Below are 22,866 nucleotides of genomic sequence, written 5' to 3'. Positions count from 1 at the left end.
GGTGGCTGTTGGAGATACGCCGACCTGAAAGTCCTGAGTCGAACTCAAGTTTTGAAAAGCATGGAGATCTGCTCCCTTCCCCCTCGCCCCCTTGGGGGCGGTCCGACGTTTCGGGAGGGTTGGGGTGAGGGGGATGGATCTTGCGACCTGCATAAATCCAACGGCAGAAACGCAAAACGCCAACCCGAAGGTTGGCGTTTTCTTTAGCGCGGTACGACCGGCTTACGGGTCGGCTTCGGCCCTTTGCCTTTCGCGGCGTCTTTACGCTCTTTCGCAGCCTGCTGGTTACGGGCAAACGCCGCCGCCTTGGCCTGCTCCCGCTTGTCCCAAGGGTTACCACCATCACTGGCACGTGGCGGCAAGCCAGTGTGCTGGGTGAGAATCTTGGTGGTCTTCTCTTTAGCGTCCTTCGCCACTTTATGGCTGCCGGCTGGCGTCGAGTTCTTGCGACGGGCGCTCTGGTAGCTGTCGGTCGCCGGTTGATGGGTCGGGATCAACTGATCCTTGCCCGAACCGATCAGATCAGCGCGGCCCATGCGGATCAGCGCTTCACGCAGCATCGGCCAGCCTTTCGGGTCGTGATAACGCAAGAACGCCTTGTGCAGACGACGCTGCTCTTCGCTCTTGACGATGGTCACGCCGTCGCTCTTGTAGGTGACCTTGCGCAGCGGGTTCTTGCCCGAGTGGTACATCGCGGTGGCGGTGGCCATCGGCGACGGGTAGAACGCCTGCACCTGGTCGGCGCGGAAGCCGTTGCCCTTGAGCCACAGGGCCAGGTTCATCATGTCTTCGTCGGTGGTGCCTGGGTGGGCGGCGATGAAGTACGGAATCAGGTACTGCTCTTTGCCCGCTTCCTTGGTGTACTTCTCGAACATGCGCTTGAACTTGTCATAGCTGCCGATGCCCGGTTTCATCATCTGATTGAGCGGACCTTCCTCGGTGTGTTCCGGGGCGATCTTCAGGTAGCCACCGACGTGGTGGGTCACCAGCTCTTTGACGTACTCCGGCGATTCGACCGCGAGGTCGTAACGCAGGCCGGAGGCGATCAGGATTTTCTTCACACCCGGCAAAGCACGAGCACTGCGGTACAGCTGAATCAACGACGAGTGGTCGGTGTTCAAGTTCGGGCAGATGCCCGGGAACACGCAGGACGGCTTGCGGCACGCGGATTCGATTTCCGGTGTCTTGCAGGCGATGCGGTACATGTTCGCGGTCGGGCCGCCGAGGTCGGAAATGACGCCGGTGAAACCTGGCACCTTGTCGCGGATCTCTTCGATTTCGCGAATGATCGACTCTTCGGAACGGTTCTGGATGATCCGGCCTTCGTGTTCGGTGATCGAGCAGAAGGTGCAGCCACCGAAGCAGCCACGCATGATGTTCACCGAAAAACGGATCATGTCGTAGGCCGGGATCTTCTCCTTGCCGTACGCCGGGTGCGGGACACGGGCGTAAGGCATGCCGAACACGTAGTCCATTTCTTCAGTGGTCATCGGAATCGGCGGCGGGTTGAACCAGACGTCGACTTCACCGTGCTTCTGCACCAGCGCACGGGCGTTGCCCGGGTTGGTTTCGAGGTGCAGCACGCGGTTGGCGTGGGCATACAGAACGGCGTCGCCGCGCACCTTTTCTACCGATGGCAGGCGAATCACGGTCTTGTCACGGGTCATGCGCGGGCTGGCCAGGATCTGTACGACCTTGGCTTCCTGCGGATCGTCGACCGGACCTTTTTCCTGCTCGATGGCACAGGCCTGGGTGTCCTGAGTGTTCACGTACGGGTTGATGATCTTGTCGACCTTGCCCGGACGGTCGATACGCGTCGAGTCGACTTCGTACCAGTCTTTCGGCGTATCGCGACGGATGAACGCGGTGCCGCGCACATCGGTGATGTCTTCGATCTTGTGCCCGTAGGACAGGCGCTGGGCGACTTCGACGATCGCGCGCTCGGCGTTGCCGTACAGCAGAATGTCGGCGCTGGCGTCGATCAGGATCGAGTTACGCACGCGATCCTGCCAGTAGTCGTAGTGGGCAATGCGGCGCAGGGACGCTTCGATGCCGCCGAGCACGATCGGCACGTGCTTGTAGGCTTCTTTGCAGCGCTGGCTGTAGACCAGGCTCGCGCGGTCCGGACGCTTGCCGGCCATGCCGCCGGGCGTATAGGCGTCGTCGGAACGGATTTTCTTGTCCGCGGTGTAGCGATTGATCATCGAGTCCATGTTGCCCGCCGCAACCCCGAAGAACAGGTTCGGCTCGCCGAGCTTCATGAAATCGTCTTTGGACTGCCAGTTCGGCTGGGCAATGATCCCGACACGGAAGCCCTGGGACTCCAGCAGCCGGCCAATGATCGCCATGCCAAACGACGGGTGATCGACGTAGGCATCACCGGTAACAATGATGATGTCGCACGAATCCCAGCCAAGCTGATCCATCTCCTCCCTGCTCATCGGCAGGAATGGCGCTGGCCCGAAACATTCGGCCCAATATTTTGGATAGTCAAATAACGGCTTGGCTGCTTGCATGTCGACGACCGGTGTTGAAGTGAAAATTCGCGGGCGCGGAATATAGCACAAAAAATAACCAATTCCGACGGCAATGGTCGGTTTCTCTTACAACCCGCGTCGAGCCTGCCCGATACCCCGTAACAGGCAAAAAAATCATCGTTCAAACTTAACATTCATCAGTCCGGTGCCTGCGCCGACTGATGTGGCAACCCTTCAAGGATGAAGCAATGTCACCCAAACAGCCCGCCAAGGGCAGCATCAAAGTCAAGACCCCAACCAGCCCGGATGCGCCGCAGCAAGGCAATACCGGGCGAGCGCCACGGACGGGGCCTGAACCGTCCCTGCCTGTCTCCTCTGCGACGCGTCCGGGCGGCACTCACGGCACTGCCAGCCCTGAGGTAACAAGACCGTCTCCCGTCGTCATCACGCACACAGCAACCGCCTCGGTGAAAACGGGCGCAACGGGAGCAAAATCGCTGGAGAGTTACCGTATCCCCGCACCTGACCGTTTGCCCCAGGCCAATACCGAGGGCTTGAGGATGTACAAGGGCCGCGAATACGTCGATGTCGCGCACGGCAGCATCGTGATGGTCGGCATCGATCCGCAGACCGGCCTCTACCGCGCCCAACTCGCAGCCGAGCGGGTTGCCACGGGTCCGCTACTGCTGCGCGACACCGACAGCGGTCTGTGGCATTCGCTCAAGGACGGTGACGCCGTGACCTTGATTGACCCTCACCTGCAGACGTTGCGCACGGATCTCGAAATCACACGCGCCAAGGCCGACAGCGACGGGTTATTGCGCCACGAGGGCCGACTGTACCTGTCCCTGCACAACCACGTTTATCAGGTCATGCACGATGTGAGTGCCTCCACGGCGACACAAAAAGCGTGGCGTATCGTCAACCCGAAAGACCCCGTGGCAACCGATATCGCAAATATCTACCGCGCCAGCCGCAGCGGCGAAACGCGGACTGTGCGGCGCGATGAGGGCAATCGCTGGGTTTATCATTTGCCAGAGCTGAAGGGAGGTATTCAGGACGCGGAGATTGCCCGCCTGAGTAAAGACACGTTGTTGCAGATGCATGAGCCTTTTCAAAAGGCCCACACGGAATTGACGAATTCGTCGGAGCGCCACAACACGCTCTGGGCAGAAACCCAGAAACTGCCGCAGGGCAGTGCAGAGCAAAACGCAAAACTGCTGAGCCTGGAAGTGCATTTGCTCAAGCATGTGCAAAAACAGGCGGATTTCGTAGAGTCGCTGGTGCTCAACAGAAAATGGCTGACCCTTGCGAAAGCCAGCGGGCTATTCAAGCAGGAACTGCAGACTTTCCGCATAGAACGCGCCGAATTTCTGAACCGCCTCATGGCGGCCATGGACCTGCGGGTCAAGCCTACCGTCTCCAGTCTGGATGCCGACAGTTGCAAGCGGATCATCCCTCACCTGAACAAGAAGCTGAGGTTTATCGAAGAACGTGAAGTGGTGTTGGCAGAAATCAGAAAAGCCGACCCGGGAGCGGCACCGATACTCGAAGAAATCAGGCAGCAAGTGCCGTCGCCCGAGCGCATCAACTTCAACAAGCTGACCCTCTACGTGCACCTGTATGCGGGCACGCCCGACCATTCGCCCAATACCACCATGCCGTCGCTTTCCTGCGTCGATCTGGTCACCGGAGACCTGAAAAACATTCCGCAACACGAGCACCCCATGGCACTGCTTTTGAGCCTGGATCAGATCAGGGCGGACAAATCACGATTTGAAATGCAACTGGCCACCCACGCTGACAGCGATGCCTCTCGGGCCGGGTACCTCAAGGAAATCCTCAGTTTGATCGACCCACTCGAGAGGCGAATCGATAACAGGCTCAGCGACATTCTGGAGTCGATCGGGCGCGACCGCGAACTGCCCAACATCGACCACGATATCGATTTTGACTTCCTTCCAACGCTCCCCGACCCTTCCGAAAGCTCCCGCCCGTTAACGCCCAGGAAAGTTTTCCGGGTCCGCCAACACGGTACTTACCGGGTTCTGGTCGGTGAAACGGAAACGGCTCAGGACGGCAATGTCATCGTCAGGGTTCCGGACCCGTTGCGCCCCGGCTCTCCATCCGCTCGCTACGAAAAAAGACAAGGCGAATGGTTGCCAGTGCGCCTGCCCATCACCAGTACACCCAGACCACAGCTGGTCGCCGAGGCCAACCGGTTACTGGCCGACGTCGAACAACACGTTGCCAAGGCCAGGGTGGACGAGGCGAGAAAAACCAATCCGACCGATATTGTCGAAGACCTGAGTAAAGAGACTGAACGACTGAACGAGCAGGCAAGGCGCCTGGAAAGCCATGAAGACGCGGACACCGAAATCCTCGACCTGGCTACGCGCTTGCGAAGCGCTGCCGAGTCACTGGACGCGCATGGCCAAAGTGTTCTGGTGCGCATGTACAAGAACAGGGACGTGCTCGACATCATGCGTTTGAACTATCTGATGGATGCCGACGAAGTCAGCGTGAGCAAAACCGTTGATCGCAAGCCATCGGGCAAAGGCAAGGGCAAGTCGTTTCTCGACGTTTATTCGATCACTGATCGCGCCGACGACGCACCGTTATGGGAGGCACACTTCCACTATGACCAACACAACGCCGCGCCGCTGAGTTTCACCACAAGAGGCGGTCACCTCAAAACCCTCGAACAGAGCCGACGCGGCATCGAGTCTCAGCGCCGCGATGAACAGGCTGGCTTGCCGCACGTGGCCATCTGGCGCCAGACCTTCGATGGCAAGACCGCGAGCAAAATATTTGCACTGGCCAGCCCGGCTGGCGTGCCTTCCAGGCCTGAGTAAAGGACTCAGGGCCACACGATCAATCAGGCAATGACGCCGCCCCTGCCATCAGCTCCCGTTCAGGCGAACTGATGCGCAAACCTGCAAGGATAGAAAGACATGCCCGTTAAATCGCCCCCCAGAGGCAACAATTCCGGCAATCCCCCGGTTCGCCAAAACGCTGTGCCAGACGTGGACACCCCGCGCCTCGACCTGCCACCGCGCACAGATTTAGAGGTCTCGATACCCGGTGGGCAAACACCACGACCGGGCCGCTTACCAACGCCAGCCGATATCGACGCGATCGAGCCGGCTCCGAGCATCACCATTCATCGACCCGCGTTGCCGATTGAAAATCCGCGTGCGGCTAGCCAGTCCCTGGAACACTACTGGGTGCCTACGGCCAGCGGTTTGTCGGATCGCAACGCTGACGGCTTGAGAACGCACAAGGGCCGCCAATATGCCGATGTACCCGGCGGCATCGTGCTGCTCGGCAAAGATGCGCAAACAGGGCTGTATCGGGCCCGGCTGCCCAGCGAATCCAGCCCCTCGGGGCCCGTGCTGCTGCGTGACTCCAGCGCGGGACTCTGGCATGAGCTGGAACACTTCGAGCCGATCGGTGTGCCATTGTCGAGCAGCCGCCTGGAAGCTTTCCGCACGCCACTGGATTTCAGCGGCATTCAAAAGGGCAGCGATGGCCTTCACCGGCTCAACGGTAAACTCTATGCGGTGATCGACAACCACAGTTATCAGGTTCTGCACGACACCGATGCCTCGACCCCGTCAACAGCGGTGATGCGTATCGTCCGTGCGCAAGACCCGGTGGCCAGCGACAGCACCAATACCTACATCGCTACACGCCCCGGGCGCTCGGAGCCGATCATTTACGATGCTCGCGAAGGCTGGCTGGGAACGGCGGTCGGGGGTGCCGGCGGCATGTTCCGCAGCGAGCCAGGCAGCCCCGCGCATCCTGGCCTGCTGCAACGGTTTGCCAGCGCGATCAATCATTTGCGCACGCCAGAGTCCCGCGCTCGAAAGCTCTTCCCGGCCCTCGACAGCGATGAGATCACCCGGCTTCTGCATTCGCACGGAGATGACGTCCGCGGCTATCTGTCCCAACGCGAGGCCAGTTACAGGGCGCTCAAGGCGGATCTCGCTTCCTGGATCAGGAAGACATCCTCACAGGCCCCCAACGAAGCTGCACATCCCGCGGTGGAGCGTGCTGTAGAAGAAATAAAACGTTGCTGGAAACGGCAGACGGGGACGACGCTGAAACTTGATTTGGGAGAGGCAATCCTTGCGCCGCTGACGGCTGATTTCAGCCATGTAAGAACTCTGGAGCTGAAAGCGGTCGCCTGGTCGGACACCGCCGATACCTTCCTTGGCAGTTTTCCCAACCTTGAGAAACTGTCGGTGACTCACTCCACCCTGGATAAATTGCCGTCCGATATCGCGCCGATGACCGTTCTCAAGGCTCTGGAGCTGAGCTCGAACCGAATCCAGCTCAATGAGCAGGCAGCAGTAAAACTGGGCGCACTCAAGCAGCTTGAACACCTCGACCTGTCGAGCAACCCGCTTGGCAGAGTCCCGGACTTTCGCGGCATGTCGCAACTTCGGTCATTGAACCTGAGCAACACCGGACTGGATCACTGGCCCAGCGGTTTACGCGATCAGGTGGCACTGGACGTGGTCGACTTGCGCCATAACCAACTGCGCGAAATTCCACAGCCGATCCTTGACCCGTCAAACAATGAACTGCTGGCGATCGCCCGTATCAACTCGGTCACCCTGATTGAAGGCAACCCCTTCCCGGCCGGTTACTGGCGAACGCTTGAGGTTTATTGGCGCCGCGTAGTGACCGACTATCCGGCGATGCGCACGGGCTCCCGCGCAGACGCGTTCAGACTGGATGGCGATATTCCCGAAGTGGCGATGGTGCGGCGTATGTATCCAGACAAGAATCCGCAAGCCGCCAGGGAATATTTGCTCGCCCTGGGTGATGGCGCCGAAGAGCAGATCGCGCGACGCATTGCCGGTTTCGAGTTACTGGAAACGCAACTGCAGGCCTACATCGCCGACAGCCAACCCGGCCCGGCCCAAGCCATGGGCCCGGAAAGAGTCAACGCTACCCGCCTGGCAAGAATCATCAGAGGCTGCTGGCTGGGCGAATCGGACGGCGTACTGAAACTGCCACCGCTGTACGGTCCATTACCCCTGCTAACCGTGGATTTCAGTCACATCAAATCCCTCAGTCTCGACTCGGTAACCTGGTCGGACACCGCCAATACGCTTCTGTCCAATTGCCCCAATCTGGAAAGCCTGACCATCGTTAACTCCGGCATCGATAAACTGCCGCAAAAAATCACCGAGATGGACAAACTCAACTATCTGGATCTGAGTTCAAACCAGATAAAACTGGATGAGCAAAGCGCTTTGGCACTCGGTGCATTGCACCAGTTGAAACAGATCGATCTGTCCAACAATCAACTGCGGGCAGTGCCCGACTTTAGCGCCATGTCCGGGTTGCAGGCATTGAACCTGAAAAACACGGGCCTCAGTCAGTGGCCTGCCGGGCTGCTCGACAAAACCGCTTTGAACCACCTGGACCTGCGCGACAATCGCTTGAGCGAGGTTCCCCAGGCCAATTTCAACCCGACACCCGAGACGCTGGCTGTCGTCGCGCGGATCAACAATGTCACGCGCCTTGAAGGCAACGACTTCCCCTCCGTGTACTGGCGAAAATTCGACGGCTACTGGCGACGCCTTAAAGAGTCTCACCCCGAGCTGATGGAGCCGGCCCATCCCGCCGTATTCGATAGCGAAGACTCCAGGGCGCAGCGTTATCGAAACCTGTTCCCGAGCAAAACCATCAAGGAGTGCAGGGAGTTCATCTGGAATCATGACAAAGGCACCGTGGCACCACGCTTGCTCGCGCTGGAACAAGAATTCGATCTTCTGAAAACCCAGCTCGACGACTGGGTCTTTTCCGGGGGCGGCAACCGCCTGCGTTACGTGCGTGCCAATCAGCTGCAAATCAACGCCACCACCCGTAATGACCGCACTGCAGCGCGGGATCGGATCATCAGTTGCTGGCGCCGCGAGACGGCGCAAAAACATGCTTTCGACGGCACACCGATCGGTCTGGAACTGGACTTGAGCGGCCTGACCTTGCCGACCCTGCCGGATCTGAGCATCGACTTCAGCCATGTGGGTTCACTCAGATTGAGCGGCATGAACCTGACGGAGTCACCGGAAGGCTTCCTCACCCGTTTTCGTCATGTGCGCTGGCTGGACATGTCGAACAATCGCCTCAGGGACTTGCCCCCGGCAGTAGGAGAAATGCACGGGATGACGCGCCTGTTCCTGCAGCACAACCAACTTGAACTCAATGCAGAAACGGCGCGGATACTGGCCGGACGCACAACGCTCAGAGCACTCTGGATCGACAACAATCCCCAACTCGGTGTGATGCCAGATTTCAGCCTGATCACCGATATGCGCGAGGTCACCCTGGCGAACACCGGCATCACGCAGTGGCCAACCGGGCTGTTTGATCAACCCCTGCTGACCCGGATCGATCTGAGCAACAATCAGATCACCACGATTCCTGACTTTGTCACTGCTCCGCCCCCGGAGCGCTTGGCGCATTCGGTCCAGGTGAACAGTGGCACGTTACTGACGAATAATCCGATTACCGATGAGACGCGGATACAAATGGGCGTTTATCGCAGACAACTGGACGAAGCCCAAACCGGGCTTCACAACAGATTCAACCTGTTCACAACGTCATTCCCCTTGGCACAACGCCCCATTGCAAGGGCAGCCGCAGACCCCGCTCCGATCTGGACCAGTGGACTACCCGCTGATCAAGCGATCGCCAGAAACACTCAATGGCGCACGTTGCGCGAGCAGCAAGGCTCAGACGGCTTCTTCAACATCCTCGCGAGCCGTGCGCACCATGCCGACTTCCGGCGCCAGGTCTGGGACGTGATCGATGTCATCAGTCAAGACAATCCACAGTCGCGAACCTTGCGTCGAGAACTGTTCGATCGCGCGTGCGAAGCCGGCTGCACTGACCTTGCCGCAGCCACCTTCACCGATCTGCAGGTCCTGGCCATGACTCACAAGGCGCGCATACAGGCCAGGCTCGATATGAATGGCGCCCCCTTGGTGGCGCTGTCCAAAGGATTGTTCCGGCTCAAACAGGTCGACGACATCGCAGCGGCAGAGATCGCTTCAAGCAGGGCGATCATTGACGATCCGGCAACCTCCCGGGAGCTGCGAAACAGCCACAACCTGCGCATACGCGATCCCCATGAAATGACCATGGCCTACCGCTTTGGTCTCAGGGATCGGCTGCAATTGCCGTTTCAGCCACAGGCACTCACGTTTATCGGCATGGCCGGCGTTACCCCGGCAATGCTGGATGCGGCGTATCGCAAAATTTCGACGCTGAATGGCTCGCCTGAAGAGTTTCAGGCGTTGGTGTCGATGAATTTCTGGCAGGACTTCATCATTCACAAATACCAGGCGCAATTCGATGCGAGTCGCCAGCCGTTTCAGGATCGGCAGGAAATTCTCGACAGCCAGTCATCACAAAGACTGCTGAGCGAAGCTCAATACAAATCGCAAACCGATGATGTGACGGCGCAGTTGGCGATCGTCGAAGCGACATTGATCCAAACGCTGACGCGGCAGGAATTGCAGCCTCGAACAACAATCGAGGCGGCTTCTGCCAACGTCACGCCCGCGCAGGAAACCCCGGTCGCGACTGGCGCGACGTTGTAATCGATACAGCGTCGCAGCAGGCCGATGAACTTCGGCCTGCTGTCACTCGTCGTCGTCGAAGTTGTAACTGCCCGGCGCGAGGTTTTCGAAGCGCGTGTATTTGCCGATAAAGGCCAGGCGGATAAAACCGATCGGGCCGTTACGCTGCTTGCCGATGATGATTTCGGCGATGCCTTTGTGTTCGGTTTCCGGGTGATAGACCTCGTCGCGGTACACGAACATGATCACGTCGGCGTCCTGCTCGATCGCTCCGGATTCGCGCAAGTCGGAGTTCACCGGGCGCTTGTTGGGACGCTGTTCGAGGGAGCGGTTGAGCTGCGACAGCGCCACCACCGGGCAGTTGAATTCCTTGGCCAGCGCTTTCAGGGATCGCGAGATTTCGGAAATTTCGTTGGTGCGGTTGTCACCGCTGGAACCGGGAATCTGCATCAGTTGCAGGTAGTCGATCATGATCAGGCCGACATCACCGTGTTCACGCACCAGACGTCGGGTCCGCGCACGCATTTCCGACGGACTGATGCCGGCAGTGTCATCGATGAACAGCTTGCGGTCGTTGAGCAGGTTGACCGCCGAAGTCAGGCGCGGCCAGTCATCGTCTTCCAATTGGCCGGAACGCACTTTGGTCTGGTCGATGCGCCCAAGCGAGGAGAGCATACGCATGATCAGCGATTCGCCTGGCATCTCGAGGGAGTACACCAGAACCGCCTTCTCGCTGCGCAACACGGCGTTTTCCACCAGGTTCATCGCGAAGGTGGTTTTACCCATCGACGGACGGCCGGCGACGATGATCAAGTCGGACGGTTGCAGGCCACTGGTCTTCTCGTCGAGGTCGGTGTAGCCGGTGGACAGGCCTGTGATGGCGTTGTCGGTGTTGAACAGGGTGTCGATGCGATCAATGGCCTTGGTAAGCAAGTCATTCACACCTACCGGGCCGCCGGTTTTTGGCCGGGCCTCGGCAATCTGGAAGATCTGGCGTTCGGCTTCGTCGAGAATCTCGGCGGCGGTGCGGCCTTCGGGGTTGAAGGCGCTGTCGGCGATTTCGGTGCTGATGCCGATCAACTGGCGCAACGTCGCTCGCTCACGAACGATCTGCGCATAGGCCTTGATGTTGGCGACGGACGGCGTGTTTTTCGCCAGTTCACCGAGGTAACCGAGGCCACCGACCTGCGAGGTCTGGCCTTCCTTGTCCAGTTGTTCAGACAGGGTCACCACGTCGATCGGCATGTTCTGATCGGCCAGCTTGGCGATCGCACGGAAAATCAGACGGTGGTCATGTCGATAGAAATCGCCGTCGGAGACTTGATCGAGCACGCGTTCCCAGGCGTTGTTGTCCAGCATCAGACCACCGAGTACAGCCTGTTCGGCCTCGATGGAATGCGGCGGCACCTTCAGGGCAGCGGTTTGCAGATCGTATTGCTCGGGAGCGGAGATATCGTTCATGGCCACTTGTGTAATTTGGAAAAACAGGGAGTTCAGAAAGACAAAGGGCACGACCTGTAAACAGGATCGTGCCCGATGTTAACCGTCTGACGGACAAGCCGCCAGCCGATCAGGTGTTACTTAAGCTGCTACCACGACAACGCGTACGGTGGCTTCAACTTCGGCGTGCAGGTGCACAGCCACGTCGAATTCACCCACGTTGCGGATGGTGCCGTTCGGCAGACGAACTTCGCTTTTCGCAACTTCAACGCCGGAGGCGGTCAGTGCGTCAGCGATGTCGTGAGTACCGATCGAACCGAACAGCTTGCCTTCGTCGCCAGCGGTGGCAGTGATGGTCACTTCCAGCTCGGCCAGTTGGGCAGCACGGCTTTCAGCCGATGCTTTACGGTCTGCGGCAGCTTTTTCCAGCTCAGCACGACGCTCTTCAAACGCAGCCAGGTTGGCAGCAGTTGCAGCGGTAGCTTTGCCGAAAGGCAGCAGGTAGTTACGGCCGTAACCGGCCTTAACGTTTACTTTGTCGCCCAGGTTGCCCAGGTTGGCGATTTTTTCCAGAAGGATCAGTTGCATGTGGAAATCCTCTTAACTTTTAACCTTCACCGTTCGCGTTATCGGTGTCTTTCGACACGTGACGACCGCGAAAATCAATCAGGCTGTCGACAATGGCCAGGACCACGAGCAACGGATAGATCAGCTGCATGAACAACAGCAGCGTGACGTACAACCCCACCAGCCAGAAACCGGCCAGTCGCTTCTGCCCGACCAGCCCGTGAATCAGGGCGAGTCCGGCGAACACCAGCGGTACACTGCACAACGGCGTCAACATGGCCATCTGTGCACCGAGATTCGGGCCCAGAAGCATCAACGCCAGCAGCAACATCGCCGGCCCCAGCGGGATCCGGATGGCGCGAAACTCGCGACCAAAACCACCCGGGTTGTACAACAACGCCTGCCAATGCCGCCCGACAATCAGGCTCAGCACGCTGACGATCTGCAACAGCGCCGCAATCAGTCCGGTCAGGACCGGTGCAATCAGGGACGCGAAACGCGCTTGCTCATCGACCGACAATTGCTTGTAGGTTTCACCAAGAAGCGCCGGCATGACCTTTATCAAGGCCTGCGCGAGCATCTCGATCTGGGCCGCAAACGCTGCCCCGAGCACCACCGAAAACACCACTCCAATCACTACGCTGACCAGCAGCGTGCGGACCCAGGATTCACTTGCGCGCAAAACCAACGCAAGCCCCGAAGACCCCAGCAGCACCAGAAGTGCCCGTGGGTCATCGGCATACAGCCACCAGATCAACGCCGGCAGCAGCCCCAGAGACAGAACACCCAGGGCGTCCGTCAGTCCGCGCCGCAGCAGCACAAGGCTCCCCGCGGCAGCACCCAACCAATACAACAACGGCAATGTTGCACATCCGGCCACCACGAGAGTGGCCTGCATACGGCCTCGCATGATGAACTCAGCTAAGGCACGCATGCATTCAATCCTTTGCTACTTGTCGACTGCCCGGTCTCAGCGGCCGTGGCTGTCGGTGTAGGCCAGCAGGGCCAGGAAGCGGGCGCGCTTGATAGCGGTGGCCAGCTGACGCTGATAACGAGCTTTGGTACCGGTGATGCGGCTTGGAACGATTTTGCCGGTCTCGGATACGTAGGCTTTCAGAGTGTTGAGATCTTTGTAATCGATCTCTTTCACGTCTTCAGCGGTGAAGCGGCAGAATTTACGACGACGGAAGAAACGTGCCATTTGATAGGCTCCTTAATAAGGTCCGTGGATTACTCGTCAGCGTTATCGCTGTTGTCGCTGTCATCACTATCGGTGCCTTCGGCGCCTTCGTGCTCAGGACGGTCGCGACGCTCACGGCGCTCACTGCGGTTTTCTTCAGCCTTGAGCATCTCGGACTGGCCGGTAACGGCTTCGTCGCGACGGATGACCAGGTTACGGATCACTGCATCGTTGTAGCGGAAGTTGTCTTCCAGCTCGGCCAGGGCCTTGCCAGTGCACTCAACGTTCAGCATCACGTAGTGAGCCTTGTGAACATTGTTGATTGCGTAGGCCAGTTGACGACGGCCCCAATCTTCCAGACGGTGGATTTTGCCGCCGTCTTCTTCGATCAGCTTGGTGTAACGCTCAACCATGCCGCCGACTTGCTCGCTTTGATCCGGGTGGACCAAAAAGATGATTTCGTAATGACGCATGAATGCTCCTTACGGGTTGTAGCCTGCCGCTCAAAAACGGTCAGACAAGGAGTGAATGACACTTATGGACTTGCTGGCGCGGGGCACATGCGTGCCTGCCGTCACAGCAAGGGGCGCAATTGTAGAGAAGGGACAGAAGAGGTGCAAGGCAATTGGTGATTATTTGAACAATCACCGATCTTCGCCTTCCCACAAAACAATGTAGGAGTGAGCCTGCTCGCGATGATGGGGCAACATTCAACTTTGATGCTGAATGTTGCACCGCTATCGCGAGCAGGCTCACTCCTACAAGGGATTTGCAGCAGATCAGGATTTCTTGGCAGTAGTCTTGGCTTTTGCACCGCGCTGACGCTGCGCTTCGAACAGGCACACGCCCGTCGCAACCGAAACGTTGAGGCTGCTGACGCTACCGGCCATCGGCAGCTTCACCAGATAGTCGCAGTGCTCGCGGGTCAGGCGACGCATGCCTTTGCCTTCAGCGCCCATGATCAGAATGGTCGGGCCAGTCAGGTCCTGGTCATAAATGCTGACCTCAGCCTCCCCCGCAGTACCGACAATCCACAGACCGCGCTGCTGAAGTTTTTCCAGGGTGCGAGCGAGGTTGGTCACGGCAACCAATGGAATCACTTCCGCCGCGCCGCAAGCGACTTTACGCACGACCGGCGTCAGGGTCGCCGACTTGTCTTTCGGCACGATCACCGCGAGCGCACCGGCCGCATCCGCCGAACGCAGGCAAGCACCAAGGTTGTGCGGATCGGTCACGCCGTCGAGCACCAGTAACAGCGGCGCGCCTTCAGTGCGATCGAGCAGCTCGTCGAGCATGGCTTCGCCCCAGACCTGGCTCGGGCTTACTTCCGCGACCACACCCTGGTGCACGCCTTCAACCCAGGCGTCCATTTCGCGACGCTCGGCCTGGCCGACCTGAACACGGTTTTCGTTGGCCAGCTCAACCAGGGTCTGCACGCGCGGATCGTTGCGGCTTTCCGCCAGCCAGATCTGCTTGACGCGTTTCGGGTGGTGACGCAGCAACGCTTCTACCGCGTGAACGCCGTAGATTTTTTCCAACTGACTCATGACTTCGCCTTCGGTTTACGTGCCCCGCCACTTTTGGCTGGAGCGGAGCCCGCTTTTGGCGGCCCCTTACGGTGTTTGCTCGGTTTCGCTGGCTTGCCGCCGGAGGCCTTTTCAGGCGCCGACCGTCCGGTCTTTCCCCCGGACGCCGCTTTACCACCGTTTTTAGCGTCGGAAAGCAGAGCCTTCTTCATTTCACGGCTTTTGCGCAGCTCGGCGTTTTTCGCCACGGCGTCGCTTGGGCGATAGGCTTCTGCCGCTTTTTCCTTGGCCGGACGACGGCTGGCGGATTTAGCCGGAGCCTTTTCTTCCGAAGCCTTGGCAGCAGGCGCAGCGGTTTCAGCACCACGCTTTTTGCGACCGATCGGCGCGCTGATGGTTTTTTCAGCCATCTCGAAGTCAATCTTGCGCTCGTCGAGGTCAACGCGCATCACGCGCACTTCAACGGTATCGCCAAGACGGAAGCTGCGACCGGTGCGCTCGCCCGCCAGGCGGTGATGCACAGGATCGAAGTGGTAGTAATCGCCCGGCAGCGCCGTGACGTGGACCAGACCTTCGACGTAGATATCGGTCAGCTCAACGAACAGGCCAAAACCGGTGACCGCTGTGATCACACCCGGGAACGACTCGCCCACGCGGTCTTTCATGAACTCGCACTTGAGCCAGTTCACCACATCGCGGGTGGCTTCATCGGCACGGCGCTCGCTCATCGAGCACTGCTCGCCGAGCTGCTCCAGCGCCGCCTCGTCGTACGGATAGATGCGCGCCTTCGGAATGGTCATCGCCCCGGCACGGCGAACGTGCGGAGTGTCCTGTTTCGAATGGATCACGCTGCGGATCGCGCGGTGCGTCAGCAGGTCCGGGTAACGACGGATCGGCGAAGTGAAGTGGGTATAGGCTTCATAATTCAGGCCGAAGTGGCCCTGATTATCAGCGCTGTACACCGCCTGACTCAGCGAGCGCAGCATCACGGTCTGGATCAGGTGGAAATCCGGACGATCCTTGATGCTTGCCAGCAACGCCTGATAATCCTTCGGCGACGGACCGTCCTTGCCTTTGTGCAGGGACAGGCCGAGTTCGCCAAGGAAGGCACGGAGTTTTTCCAGACGCTCCGGTGGCGGACCATCGTGGACGCGGTACAGCGCAGGAATTTCGTGCTTCTTGAGGAATTCGGCGGTGGCCACGTTGGCCGCCAGCATGCATTCCTCGATCAGCTTGTGCGCGTCGTTACGGGTGGTCGGACGGATTTCGGCAATCTTGCGCTCGGTACCGAAGATGATTCGGGTTTCCTGCGTTTCGAAATCGATCGCGCCACGTACGTGACGAGCAGCCAGCAGCACCTTGTACAGCGCATAAAGCTGTTTGAGGTGCGGCAGAACGTCGTTGTACTCACCGCGAAGCTGACGCGCTTCGGTGATTTTCGGTGTTTCCAGCATCGCACTGACTTTGTTGTAGGTCAGACGCGCGTGGGAATGGATCACCGCTTCATAGAAGCAGTAGTCGGTCATTTCGCCGGACTTGGAGATGGTCATCTCGCAAACCATGGCCAGACGATCAACATGCGGATTCAGCGAGCACAGGCCGTTGGACAGCTGCTCAGGCAGCATTGGCACCACGCGCTCAGGGAAGTACACCGAGTTGCCGCGTACCTGGGCTTCGTTGTCCAGCGCCGAGCCGATCTTCACGTAGCTGGAAACGTCAGCAATCGCCACGTACAACTTCCAGCCGCCGGAGAACAGGCGCAGCTTGCCCGGCTTGGCTTCGCAATAAACAGCATCGTCGAAGTCGCGGGCGTCTTCGCCGTCAATGGTGACGAACGGCAAATGGCGCAGGTCGACGCGTTTCTCTTTGTCTTTTTCTTCGACTTCCGGCTTGAGCTTGGCCGCTTCTTTCAGAACGGCTTCGGGCCAGACGTGCGGAATGTCGTAGGTGCGCAGGGCGACATCGATTTCCATGCCCGGCGCCATGTAGTTGCCGACCACTTCGACCACATCGCCTTGCGGCTGGAAGCGCGGCGTCGGCCAGTGGGTGATTTTCACCTCGACGAACTGACCGATCTGCGCGTTGGCGTTGCGGCCCGGGGTGACCAGCACTTCCTGCTGGATCTTCGGGTTGTCCGCGACGACGAAGCCGATGCCGCCCTCTTCGAAGTAGCGGCCGACGATGGTTTCGTGAGCACGGGACACCACTTCAACGATCACGCCTTCACGGCGACCGCGACGGTCGAGACCGGACACACGCGCCAGCGCACGGTCGCCATCGAACACCAGACGCATTTGCGCGGGGCTCATGAACAGGTCGTCGCTGCCGTCATCCGGCACCAGGAAGCCAAAACCGTCACGGTGACCGCTGATGCGGCCGAGGATCAGGTCGAGCTTGTCGACCGGCGCGTAAGTGCCACGGCGGGTGTAGATCAGTTGGGCGTCGCGCTCCATGGCGCGAAGGCGGCGGCGCAGGGCTTCGATCTGGTCTTCTGTGGTCAGACCAAACTCTTCGACCAGTTGCTCGCGGGCAGCAGGCGAACCCCGATCGGCGAGGTGCGCCAGGATCAGTTCGCGGCTAGGAATAGGGTTTTCATATTTTTCCGCTTCACGAGCGGCCTCGGGATCGAGGGACTGCCAATCGGCCATTAGAGAGTTTTCACCTTGTCTATATGCGGGTTAGTTTGGCATAGGCGCCATGAAACGGGAAATTTCCGACTATATAAGGCCCTTATGAGGGTCTGTATCGTCGCTTGAAAGCCGTTTTGAACACCGCCGGTAAAAAAAATCATATTTTTTGCTGACAGGGGTTTACAGTTAAAAAGACGCTCCGTATAGTGCGCGCCATCGACAACGCACAAGCGTTAACGATACTGCCCAGATGGTGAAATTGGTAGACACGCCAGCTTCAGGTGCTGGTGACCTTACGGTCGTGGAAGTTCGAGTCTTCTTCTGGGCACCAATTTCGAGTTTGAGACTAGATCAGTTTCAAGGCTCACACAAAACCCGCGAAAGCGGGTTTTTTGCATTCTAAGCCCGGCTTTTCTTAAAACTGATTTATTAAAATTAAATCAGGGGTTTACAGATCAAAACGCGCTCCGTATAGTGCGCCACATCAACAGCGGCAACGCTAGCGATGATTGCCCAGATGGTGAAATTGGTAGACACGCCAGCTTCAGGTGCTGGTGACCTTACGGTCGTGGAAGTTCGAGTCTTCTTCTGGGCACCAATTCAAATTCAAGGTTACGACCTTGGATTTCACAAAAACCCGCGAAAGCGGGTTTTTGCGTTTCTGGCTTCCCGAAACCCCATCACCATCGCACCTATCAAAACGCTAGTCCCACCGCAAGGCGCACTTGAGAAACAATATCGTTTATCATTGTTGCAAGTTTTTGCAATGCGACAGTGAGGAACCCCGCGAATGACGTTTCGAAATACCCTGCGCCGAGGCCTGACCTTCACCCTCCTCGGCCTGGCGCTCGCCACTCCCCTCACCCAGGCTGCCGATGCGGTTTCCCTGACTCTCTATAACGGCCAGCACAAGGAAGTCGGCGACGCGATCGCCAAAGCCTTCGAAGCCAAGACCGGCATTCACGTCAACGTGCGCAAAGGCAGCAGCAATCAGCTCGCCAGCCAGATCATCGAAGAAGGCGACCGCTCCCCTGCCGACGTGATCTACACCGAAGAGTCACCACCACTGAACAATCTCGGCGAACTGGGCTTGCTGGCCAAAACCGATGACGCCACTCTGGCCGTACTACCAGAAAAATATGTCGCCGGTAACGGCACCTGGATCGGCGTGACAGCGCGGGTTCGCGTGGTTGCCTACAACCCGAAACTGGTCGACGAAAAAGACCTGCCGAAATCGGTAATGGAATTCTCCGATCCGAAGTGGCAAGGCAAAGTCGGCTTCGTACCGACCAGCGGCGCGTTTCAGGAACAAGCCGTGGCCATCATCAAGATGCACGGTCGTGACGCCGCCGAAGAGTGGCTGACCGGCCTGCGCGCGTTCGGCAAGATCTACAGCAACAACATGGTCGCCCTCAAAGCCGTGGAAAACGGCGAAGTCGCCACCGTGCTGGTGAACAACTACTACTGGTTCGCCCTGCAACGCGAGAAAGGCAAACTGGATTCGAAACTGCATTACTTCACCGGTGGCGACGTCGGCGGCTTGATCACCGTGTCCAGCGCTGCCGTGCTGAAATCCAGCAAACATCCAAAAGAAGCCCAGCAATTCCTCGCCTATATGGCCAGCGAAGAAGGTCAGCGCGTGATCACTCAGACCACCGCCGAGTATCCGCTGCATAAAGGCATGGAATCGGATCGCGGGCTCAAGCCGTTCAGCGAACTGGAAGCGCCAAACGTCACTCCTGCCGATCTGGGCAATGCCGAAGAAGCGTTGGAACTGGAACGTGAAGTTGGCTTGAACTGATGACCGCATCGTTATCCGCCCCCGCCGCGCGCGGGGGTTACGCACCAAAGCGCAAGCGGCCATCAATCTGGCTGGTGCTGCCGGTGTTGTTACTGGTAGTGATGAGCCTGTTGCCGCTGGCCTATGTCGGGCTCAAGGCCTGGCAGGCCGGCTGGGCCGAGGCGTTGCACTTGTTGTGGCGCCCGTATGTGTTCGGCCTGTTGCGCAACACGTTGGCGTTGATGGTTGGCGTAACCCTCACCTGCGGCGTGATTGGTCTGTCGCTGGCCTGGCTGCTGGAACGCAGCAATTTGCCAGGGCGTCGCCTATGGGGCGTGATCCTGTGCCTGCCGTTCGCGGTGCCGGCGTTTGTCAGCAGCTTCACCTGGGTTTCGCTGAGCGCGCAGTTCGAAGGGCTTGGCGGGGCGATTCTGGTGATGAGCCTGTCGAAGTATCCGCTTATCTTCCTGCCGGTGGCGGCAACTCTGCGCAATCTCGATCCCTCCCTTGAAGAGTCGGCACGCACCCTTGGGCAGAATCGCTGGGGCGTATTTTTCCGCGTGACCCTGCCGCTGCTCTGGCCTTCGCTATTGGCCGGCTCGCTATTGATTGCCTTGCACATGCTGGTGGAGTTCGGCGCACTGTCGATCATCGGCCTGCAAACCTTCACCACGGCGATCTATCAGCAATTCGAACTGGAGTTCAGTAACGCCAACGCGGCGATGCTTTCCGCCGTGCTGCTGGCGCTGTGTCTGGTGTTGTTGTGGCTGGAGCTGCGCGTACGCGGCAAAGGCCGGCATGTGCGCACCGGACAAGGTGCCGCGCGCCAAGCTGAACAGGTTCGGCTAGGATCATGGGCCACGGTCGGTCAGCTGTATTGCCTGATGCTGGCAATTGTCGGCAGCGGGATTCCGTTGGGGATGTTGGCGTATTGGCTGGCGGTCGGTTCATCCGCAGCATTCCCGGTGGCAGCGATCACTGAAGCCCTGCTTTCTTCTCTGGCACTTTCTCTTGGCGGAGCTGCGCTGTGTCTAGTGCTGGCCGTGCCGGTCGGCTTGTTGGTGGTGCGTTACAAAGGCCAACTGGCAATCTGGGCCGAGCGCTTGCCGTATCTGCTGCATGCGCTGCCGGGCCTGGTGATTGCGCTGACGCTGGTGTATTTCGCCCTGCACTACGTGCCGGCGCTGTACCAGACTTCGGGGTTGCTGCTGATCGCTTATGCGCTGCTGTTTCTGCCATTGGCGCAGGCGCCGATTCGCACGGCACTGAACAAGGCGGCACCGCAACTGGAAGAGGCTGCGCGCACACTGGGCGCTTCGTCGTTCACGGCGTTTTGTCGGGTGACGCTGCCGATTATCTTCCCGGCATTGGGCGCAGCGTTTGCGCTGGTGTTTCTGGATGCGATGAAGGAATTGACGGCGACGTTGCTGCTGAGTCCGACCGGACTGAACACTTTGGCGACCGAGGTCTGGGCGCATACTGCGAATGTCGAGTTTGCGGCGGCGGCGCCTTATGCGGCGTTGTTGATTTTGGTGTCGGGGCTGCCGGTTTATTTACTGACGACCCGGATGTATCTGAGCCGCTGATAGCGCTTTCGCGAGCAGGCTCGCTCCCACATGTTGACCGAGCTCCATCAGAGGAACGCGATTTAATGTGGGAGCGAGCCTGCTCGCGAAGAGGCCCGCCCAGACAACCTCAAGCTCTGAACTGCCCCAGACTAGCCTTGAGCTGCGCTGCCAAACCATCCAGCACCTTGCCACTCGCGGTGGTCTCCACCACCGCCTGCGCCGCTTTCTCGGCTTGCGCATGAATTGTCTCGACGCGGCCACGTACAGCCTGCGCTCCCTGCGCCTGATGCGCAGCCGCCTGCGTTGCCAAGCCAATCGCCGCATGCACCTGCTCGACCGAGACCTGTACCGACTGCTGCAAGCGCGCACTGTCACGCAGCACCAGTAAACCTTCGCTGGCCTGACGCCCGGCCTGGCCGATCGCCTCGACCGCCTCACGCGCGCCCTGCTGCAACGCGACGATGTGCGCCTGAATATCGCCGGTAGAGCTTTGTGTCTTGCTCGCCAACGCACGCACTTCGTCGGCAACAACGGCAAACCCACGCCCGGTCTCGCCAGCACGTGCCGCTTCAATCGCCGCGTTGAGCGCCAGCAGATTGGTCTGCTCGGCAATCCCGTGAATCACCGTCAGCACCACCTCAATCTGCTCACTCTGCTGAGCCAGCCGCTCGATGACTTTCGCTCCGGTATCGACCTGCCCCGCCAGCGCCTCGATCAGGCTGCCGACCTTGGCGGACGTCCGGGTGTTTTCGTCGGTGGCCTGGCGAATATCCACAACCTGCTTCAAAGCCGCTTGCATCGCATGGCTTTCCGACTGCGCCTCATCAGCCATTTGCGACAGTGCGCGCAGGCTTTCCGCTACCTCATCACGCTGCATGCCGGCAGCCGCATCGGCACCGGCATTGCGCAGGGTCATCGCGCCAATCTCGACGCCAGTACGCTGCGCGACATCGCCCGCTTCGCGCACGATTGGCTGCAACTTATCCACAAAGCGGTTGACCGCCGAGGCCATGTCGCCGATTTCGTCTTTGCTGTTGATCTGTACACGCTTGGTCAGGTCGCCCTCGCCCGCAGCCAGGTCATCCATCGCAGCGTTGAGCATCTTCAGGCGATTGACCACGCGATGGCCGAGCACGACGGCCAATAACAGAAGCACGCCAAAACCGACCAACGCCAGGCCCATGCCGATCCTCCAGCGCAGGGTAGCTGCCGCCTCTTGAACAGTATTGGCGGTGTTGGCTTTCATCTCGACGGCGGTTGACTGCGCCGATTGCAGGCGCGCCTGCATGGCTTTGGCACTGTCCGCTGCAGCGCCCTTGAGGCTGTCGCCGACCAGTTGATCACTGCTCGCGATCAACGCCGAGAAGCGCTTGTCCAGTGCCGCCAGATCGGTTTCCACCGAGGCCGTGGAAACACCCATCAACACCTTGCCGATTTCCACACCATTGGGATTGATCGAGGCTTCAAGGTAGTAAACCGATGAATCGTTTTTCGCCGCATCCAGCACTTTATCCAATGCACGCTCGCCCTGGCCCTTTTCCAGCAAGGCCTTGTTGATCGGGTTTTCGCGATTGAGATAGCGGGTCAGGTGCTGGCCGGTGGCGTCGTCGTAGACCACGAATAGAACGTTGGGATTGCGCTGGGCACGGCGGGCGAACTCGGACAGGGTCGGTACGTCGCTGTCCCACATGGCACGCGGGGCTACGGAGGCCAGTAACTGCGCCATGTCATTGGCCGAATCTTTCAGATCCTTTTCCAGCGTCGCACGCAGTTGCGCCTGCTCTTCTTTCAGGCGCGAGGACAGGCCGGCGGTAAGCCGCTGACGAGTACTGGCGGACAAGGCATCGAGGCTCGAGGTGACTTCACGCCCGGCCTGCTCCAGTTCACCGGAGAGCTTCTGGCTGTCGGCGCCGAGGCGCACCGCCAAGTCAGCTTCCAGCGCCGTGACGGTGCTCCGCGTCAGGGCAACGGCCACCAACACCTGCACCAAAAGGGCGATACCAAGGGTAACGAACACGGGGCGCAACAAACGGCTTTGTAACAGTGAGAGAACGGCCGACACTGTGAATACCTCTACTTCTGACGCCATTAATTTGA

At 59.2% G+C, this 22,866-nt stretch carries 13 protein-coding genes and 2 tRNA genes; 6 read left to right on the top strand and 9 right to left on the bottom strand.

Annotated features, from left to right (window positions below; translation table 11 throughout):
• Positions 1–203: 203 nt before the first annotated feature.
• The gene (locus LOY43_RS02725; protein WP_095047306.1) at positions 204–2,516 is read right to left on the bottom strand and encodes a YgiQ family radical SAM protein; all 2,313 of its coding nucleotides are present in this window, start codon (positions 2,514–2,516) and stop codon (positions 204–206) included.
• A 209-nt stretch (positions 2,517–2,725) separates the two neighbouring features.
• Between LOY43_RS02725 and LOY43_RS02720 the strand changes: the two genes are divergently transcribed.
• Together LOY43_RS02720 and LOY43_RS02715 are read left to right on the top strand one after the other, a co-directional pair.
• Entirely contained in the window at positions 2,726–5,332 is a 2,607-nt protein-coding gene (locus LOY43_RS02720; RefSeq protein ID WP_258709159.1) for a hypothetical protein, read from the top strand.
• Between the two features lie 99 nt (positions 5,333–5,431).
• Complete coding sequence (locus LOY43_RS02715) at positions 5,432–10,099, top strand: NEL-type E3 ubiquitin ligase domain-containing protein (protein WP_258709158.1); 4,668 nt, start codon at positions 5,432–5,434, stop codon at positions 10,097–10,099.
• Positions 10,100–10,141: 42 nt separating this feature from the next.
• Here LOY43_RS02715 and dnaB read toward each other — a convergent pair whose 3' ends face one another.
• The 7 genes from dnaB to rnr form a co-directional block, all read right to left on the bottom strand.
• Complete coding sequence (gene dnaB / locus LOY43_RS02710; protein ID WP_007915846.1) at positions 10,142–11,539, bottom strand: replicative DNA helicase; 1,398 nt, start codon at positions 11,537–11,539, stop codon at positions 10,142–10,144.
• Between the two features lie 120 nt (positions 11,540–11,659).
• Positions 11,660–12,106 carry a 50S ribosomal protein L9 gene (rplI, locus tag LOY43_RS02705; RefSeq protein ID WP_003186385.1) on the bottom strand — a complete coding sequence of 149 codons (447 nt, stop codon included), beginning with the start codon at positions 12,104–12,106 and terminating at the stop codon, positions 11,660–11,662.
• A gap of 19 nt (positions 12,107–12,125) precedes the next feature.
• Positions 12,126–13,019: a hypothetical protein gene (locus LOY43_RS02700; protein ID WP_016983782.1), complete on the bottom strand. Its 894-nt coding sequence runs from the start codon at positions 13,017–13,019 to the stop codon at positions 12,126–12,128.
• 36 nt (positions 13,020–13,055) lie between these two features.
• Entirely contained in the window at positions 13,056–13,286 is a 231-nt protein-coding gene (rpsR, locus tag LOY43_RS02695; RefSeq protein ID WP_002551829.1) for a 30S ribosomal protein S18, read from the bottom strand.
• 29 nt (positions 13,287–13,315) lie between these two features.
• Complete coding sequence (rpsF, locus tag LOY43_RS02690; RefSeq protein ID WP_016771938.1) at positions 13,316–13,738, bottom strand: 30S ribosomal protein S6; 423 nt, start codon at positions 13,736–13,738, stop codon at positions 13,316–13,318.
• Between the two features lie 306 nt (positions 13,739–14,044).
• Complete coding sequence (gene rlmB / locus LOY43_RS02685) at positions 14,045–14,812, bottom strand: 23S rRNA (guanosine(2251)-2'-O)-methyltransferase RlmB (RefSeq protein WP_095126136.1); 768 nt, start codon at positions 14,810–14,812, stop codon at positions 14,045–14,047.
• Positions 14,809–17,439 carry a ribonuclease R gene (gene rnr, locus LOY43_RS02680; protein WP_095047303.1) on the bottom strand — a complete coding sequence of 877 codons (2,631 nt, stop codon included), beginning with the start codon at positions 17,437–17,439 and terminating at the stop codon, positions 14,809–14,811. Before rnr ends, rlmB begins: the two co-directional genes overlap by 4 nt.
• Before the next feature lie 226 nt (positions 17,440–17,665).
• Here rnr and LOY43_RS02675 point away from each other — a divergent pair.
• From LOY43_RS02675 to LOY43_RS02660, 4 genes are all read left to right on the top strand, one after another.
• Positions 17,666–17,752 (top strand) — tRNA-Leu (locus LOY43_RS02675).
• Positions 17,753–17,932: 180 nt separating this feature from the next.
• Positions 17,933–18,019, top strand: a tRNA-Leu gene (locus LOY43_RS02670).
• Positions 18,020–18,211: 192 nt separating this feature from the next.
• On the top strand, positions 18,212–19,222 hold the full coding sequence (locus tag LOY43_RS02665) for an extracellular solute-binding protein (RefSeq protein WP_258709157.1): 1,011 nt from the start codon (positions 18,212–18,214) through the stop codon (positions 19,220–19,222).
• On the top strand, positions 19,222–20,787 hold the full coding sequence (locus tag LOY43_RS02660) for an iron ABC transporter permease (RefSeq protein ID WP_258709156.1): 1,566 nt from the start codon (positions 19,222–19,224) through the stop codon (positions 20,785–20,787). The genes LOY43_RS02665 and LOY43_RS02660 overlap by 1 nt, the downstream gene beginning before the upstream one ends.
• 109 nt (positions 20,788–20,896) lie before the next feature.
• Here LOY43_RS02660 and LOY43_RS02655 read toward each other — a convergent pair whose 3' ends face one another.
• Complete coding sequence (locus LOY43_RS02655) at positions 20,897–22,831, bottom strand: methyl-accepting chemotaxis protein (protein ID WP_095047412.1); 1,935 nt, start codon at positions 22,829–22,831, stop codon at positions 20,897–20,899.
• Positions 22,832–22,866 lie beyond the last annotated feature (35 nt).

The organism is Pseudomonas sp. B21-041 (assembly GCF_024748675.1).
Taxonomy (GTDB): domain Bacteria; phylum Pseudomonadota; class Gammaproteobacteria; order Pseudomonadales; family Pseudomonadaceae; genus Aquipseudomonas; species Aquipseudomonas neuropathica.
Note: the sequence above shows the minus strand (reverse complement) of the source record. Positions and strands in the feature narration are given on the sequence as shown.

Coding starts and splice junctions, on each gene's coding strand:
- LOY43_RS02725 (WP_095047306.1), bottom strand. CDS start 2,516: ATGCAAGCAGCCAAGCCGTTATTTGACTATCCAAAATATTGGGCCGAA.
- LOY43_RS02720 (WP_258709159.1), top strand. CDS start 2,726: ATGTCACCCAAACAGCCCGCCAAGGGCAGCATCAAAGTCAAGACCCCA.
- LOY43_RS02715 (WP_258709158.1), top strand. CDS start 5,432: ATGCCCGTTAAATCGCCCCCCAGAGGCAACAATTCCGGCAATCCCCCG.
- dnaB (WP_007915846.1), bottom strand. CDS start 11,539: ATGAACGATATCTCCGCTCCCGAGCAATACGATCTGCAAACCGCTGCC.
- rplI (WP_003186385.1), bottom strand. CDS start 12,106: ATGCAACTGATCCTTCTGGAAAAAATCGCCAACCTGGGCAACCTGGGC.
- LOY43_RS02700 (WP_016983782.1), bottom strand. CDS start 13,019: ATGCGTGCCTTAGCTGAGTTCATCATGCGAGGCCGTATGCAGGCCACT.
- rpsR (WP_002551829.1), bottom strand. CDS start 13,286: ATGGCACGTTTCTTCCGTCGTCGTAAATTCTGCCGCTTCACCGCTGAA.
- rpsF (WP_016771938.1), bottom strand. CDS start 13,738: ATGCGTCATTACGAAATCATCTTTTTGGTCCACCCGGATCAAAGCGAG.
- rlmB (WP_095126136.1), bottom strand. CDS start 14,812: ATGAGTCAGTTGGAAAAAATCTACGGCGTTCACGCGGTAGAAGCGTTG.
- rnr (WP_095047303.1), bottom strand. CDS start 17,439: ATGGCCGATTGGCAGTCCCTCGATCCCGAGGCCGCTCGTGAAGCGGAA.
- LOY43_RS02665 (WP_258709157.1), top strand. CDS start 18,212: ATGACGTTTCGAAATACCCTGCGCCGAGGCCTGACCTTCACCCTCCTC.
- LOY43_RS02660 (WP_258709156.1), top strand. CDS start 19,222: ATGACCGCATCGTTATCCGCCCCCGCCGCGCGCGGGGGTTACGCACCA.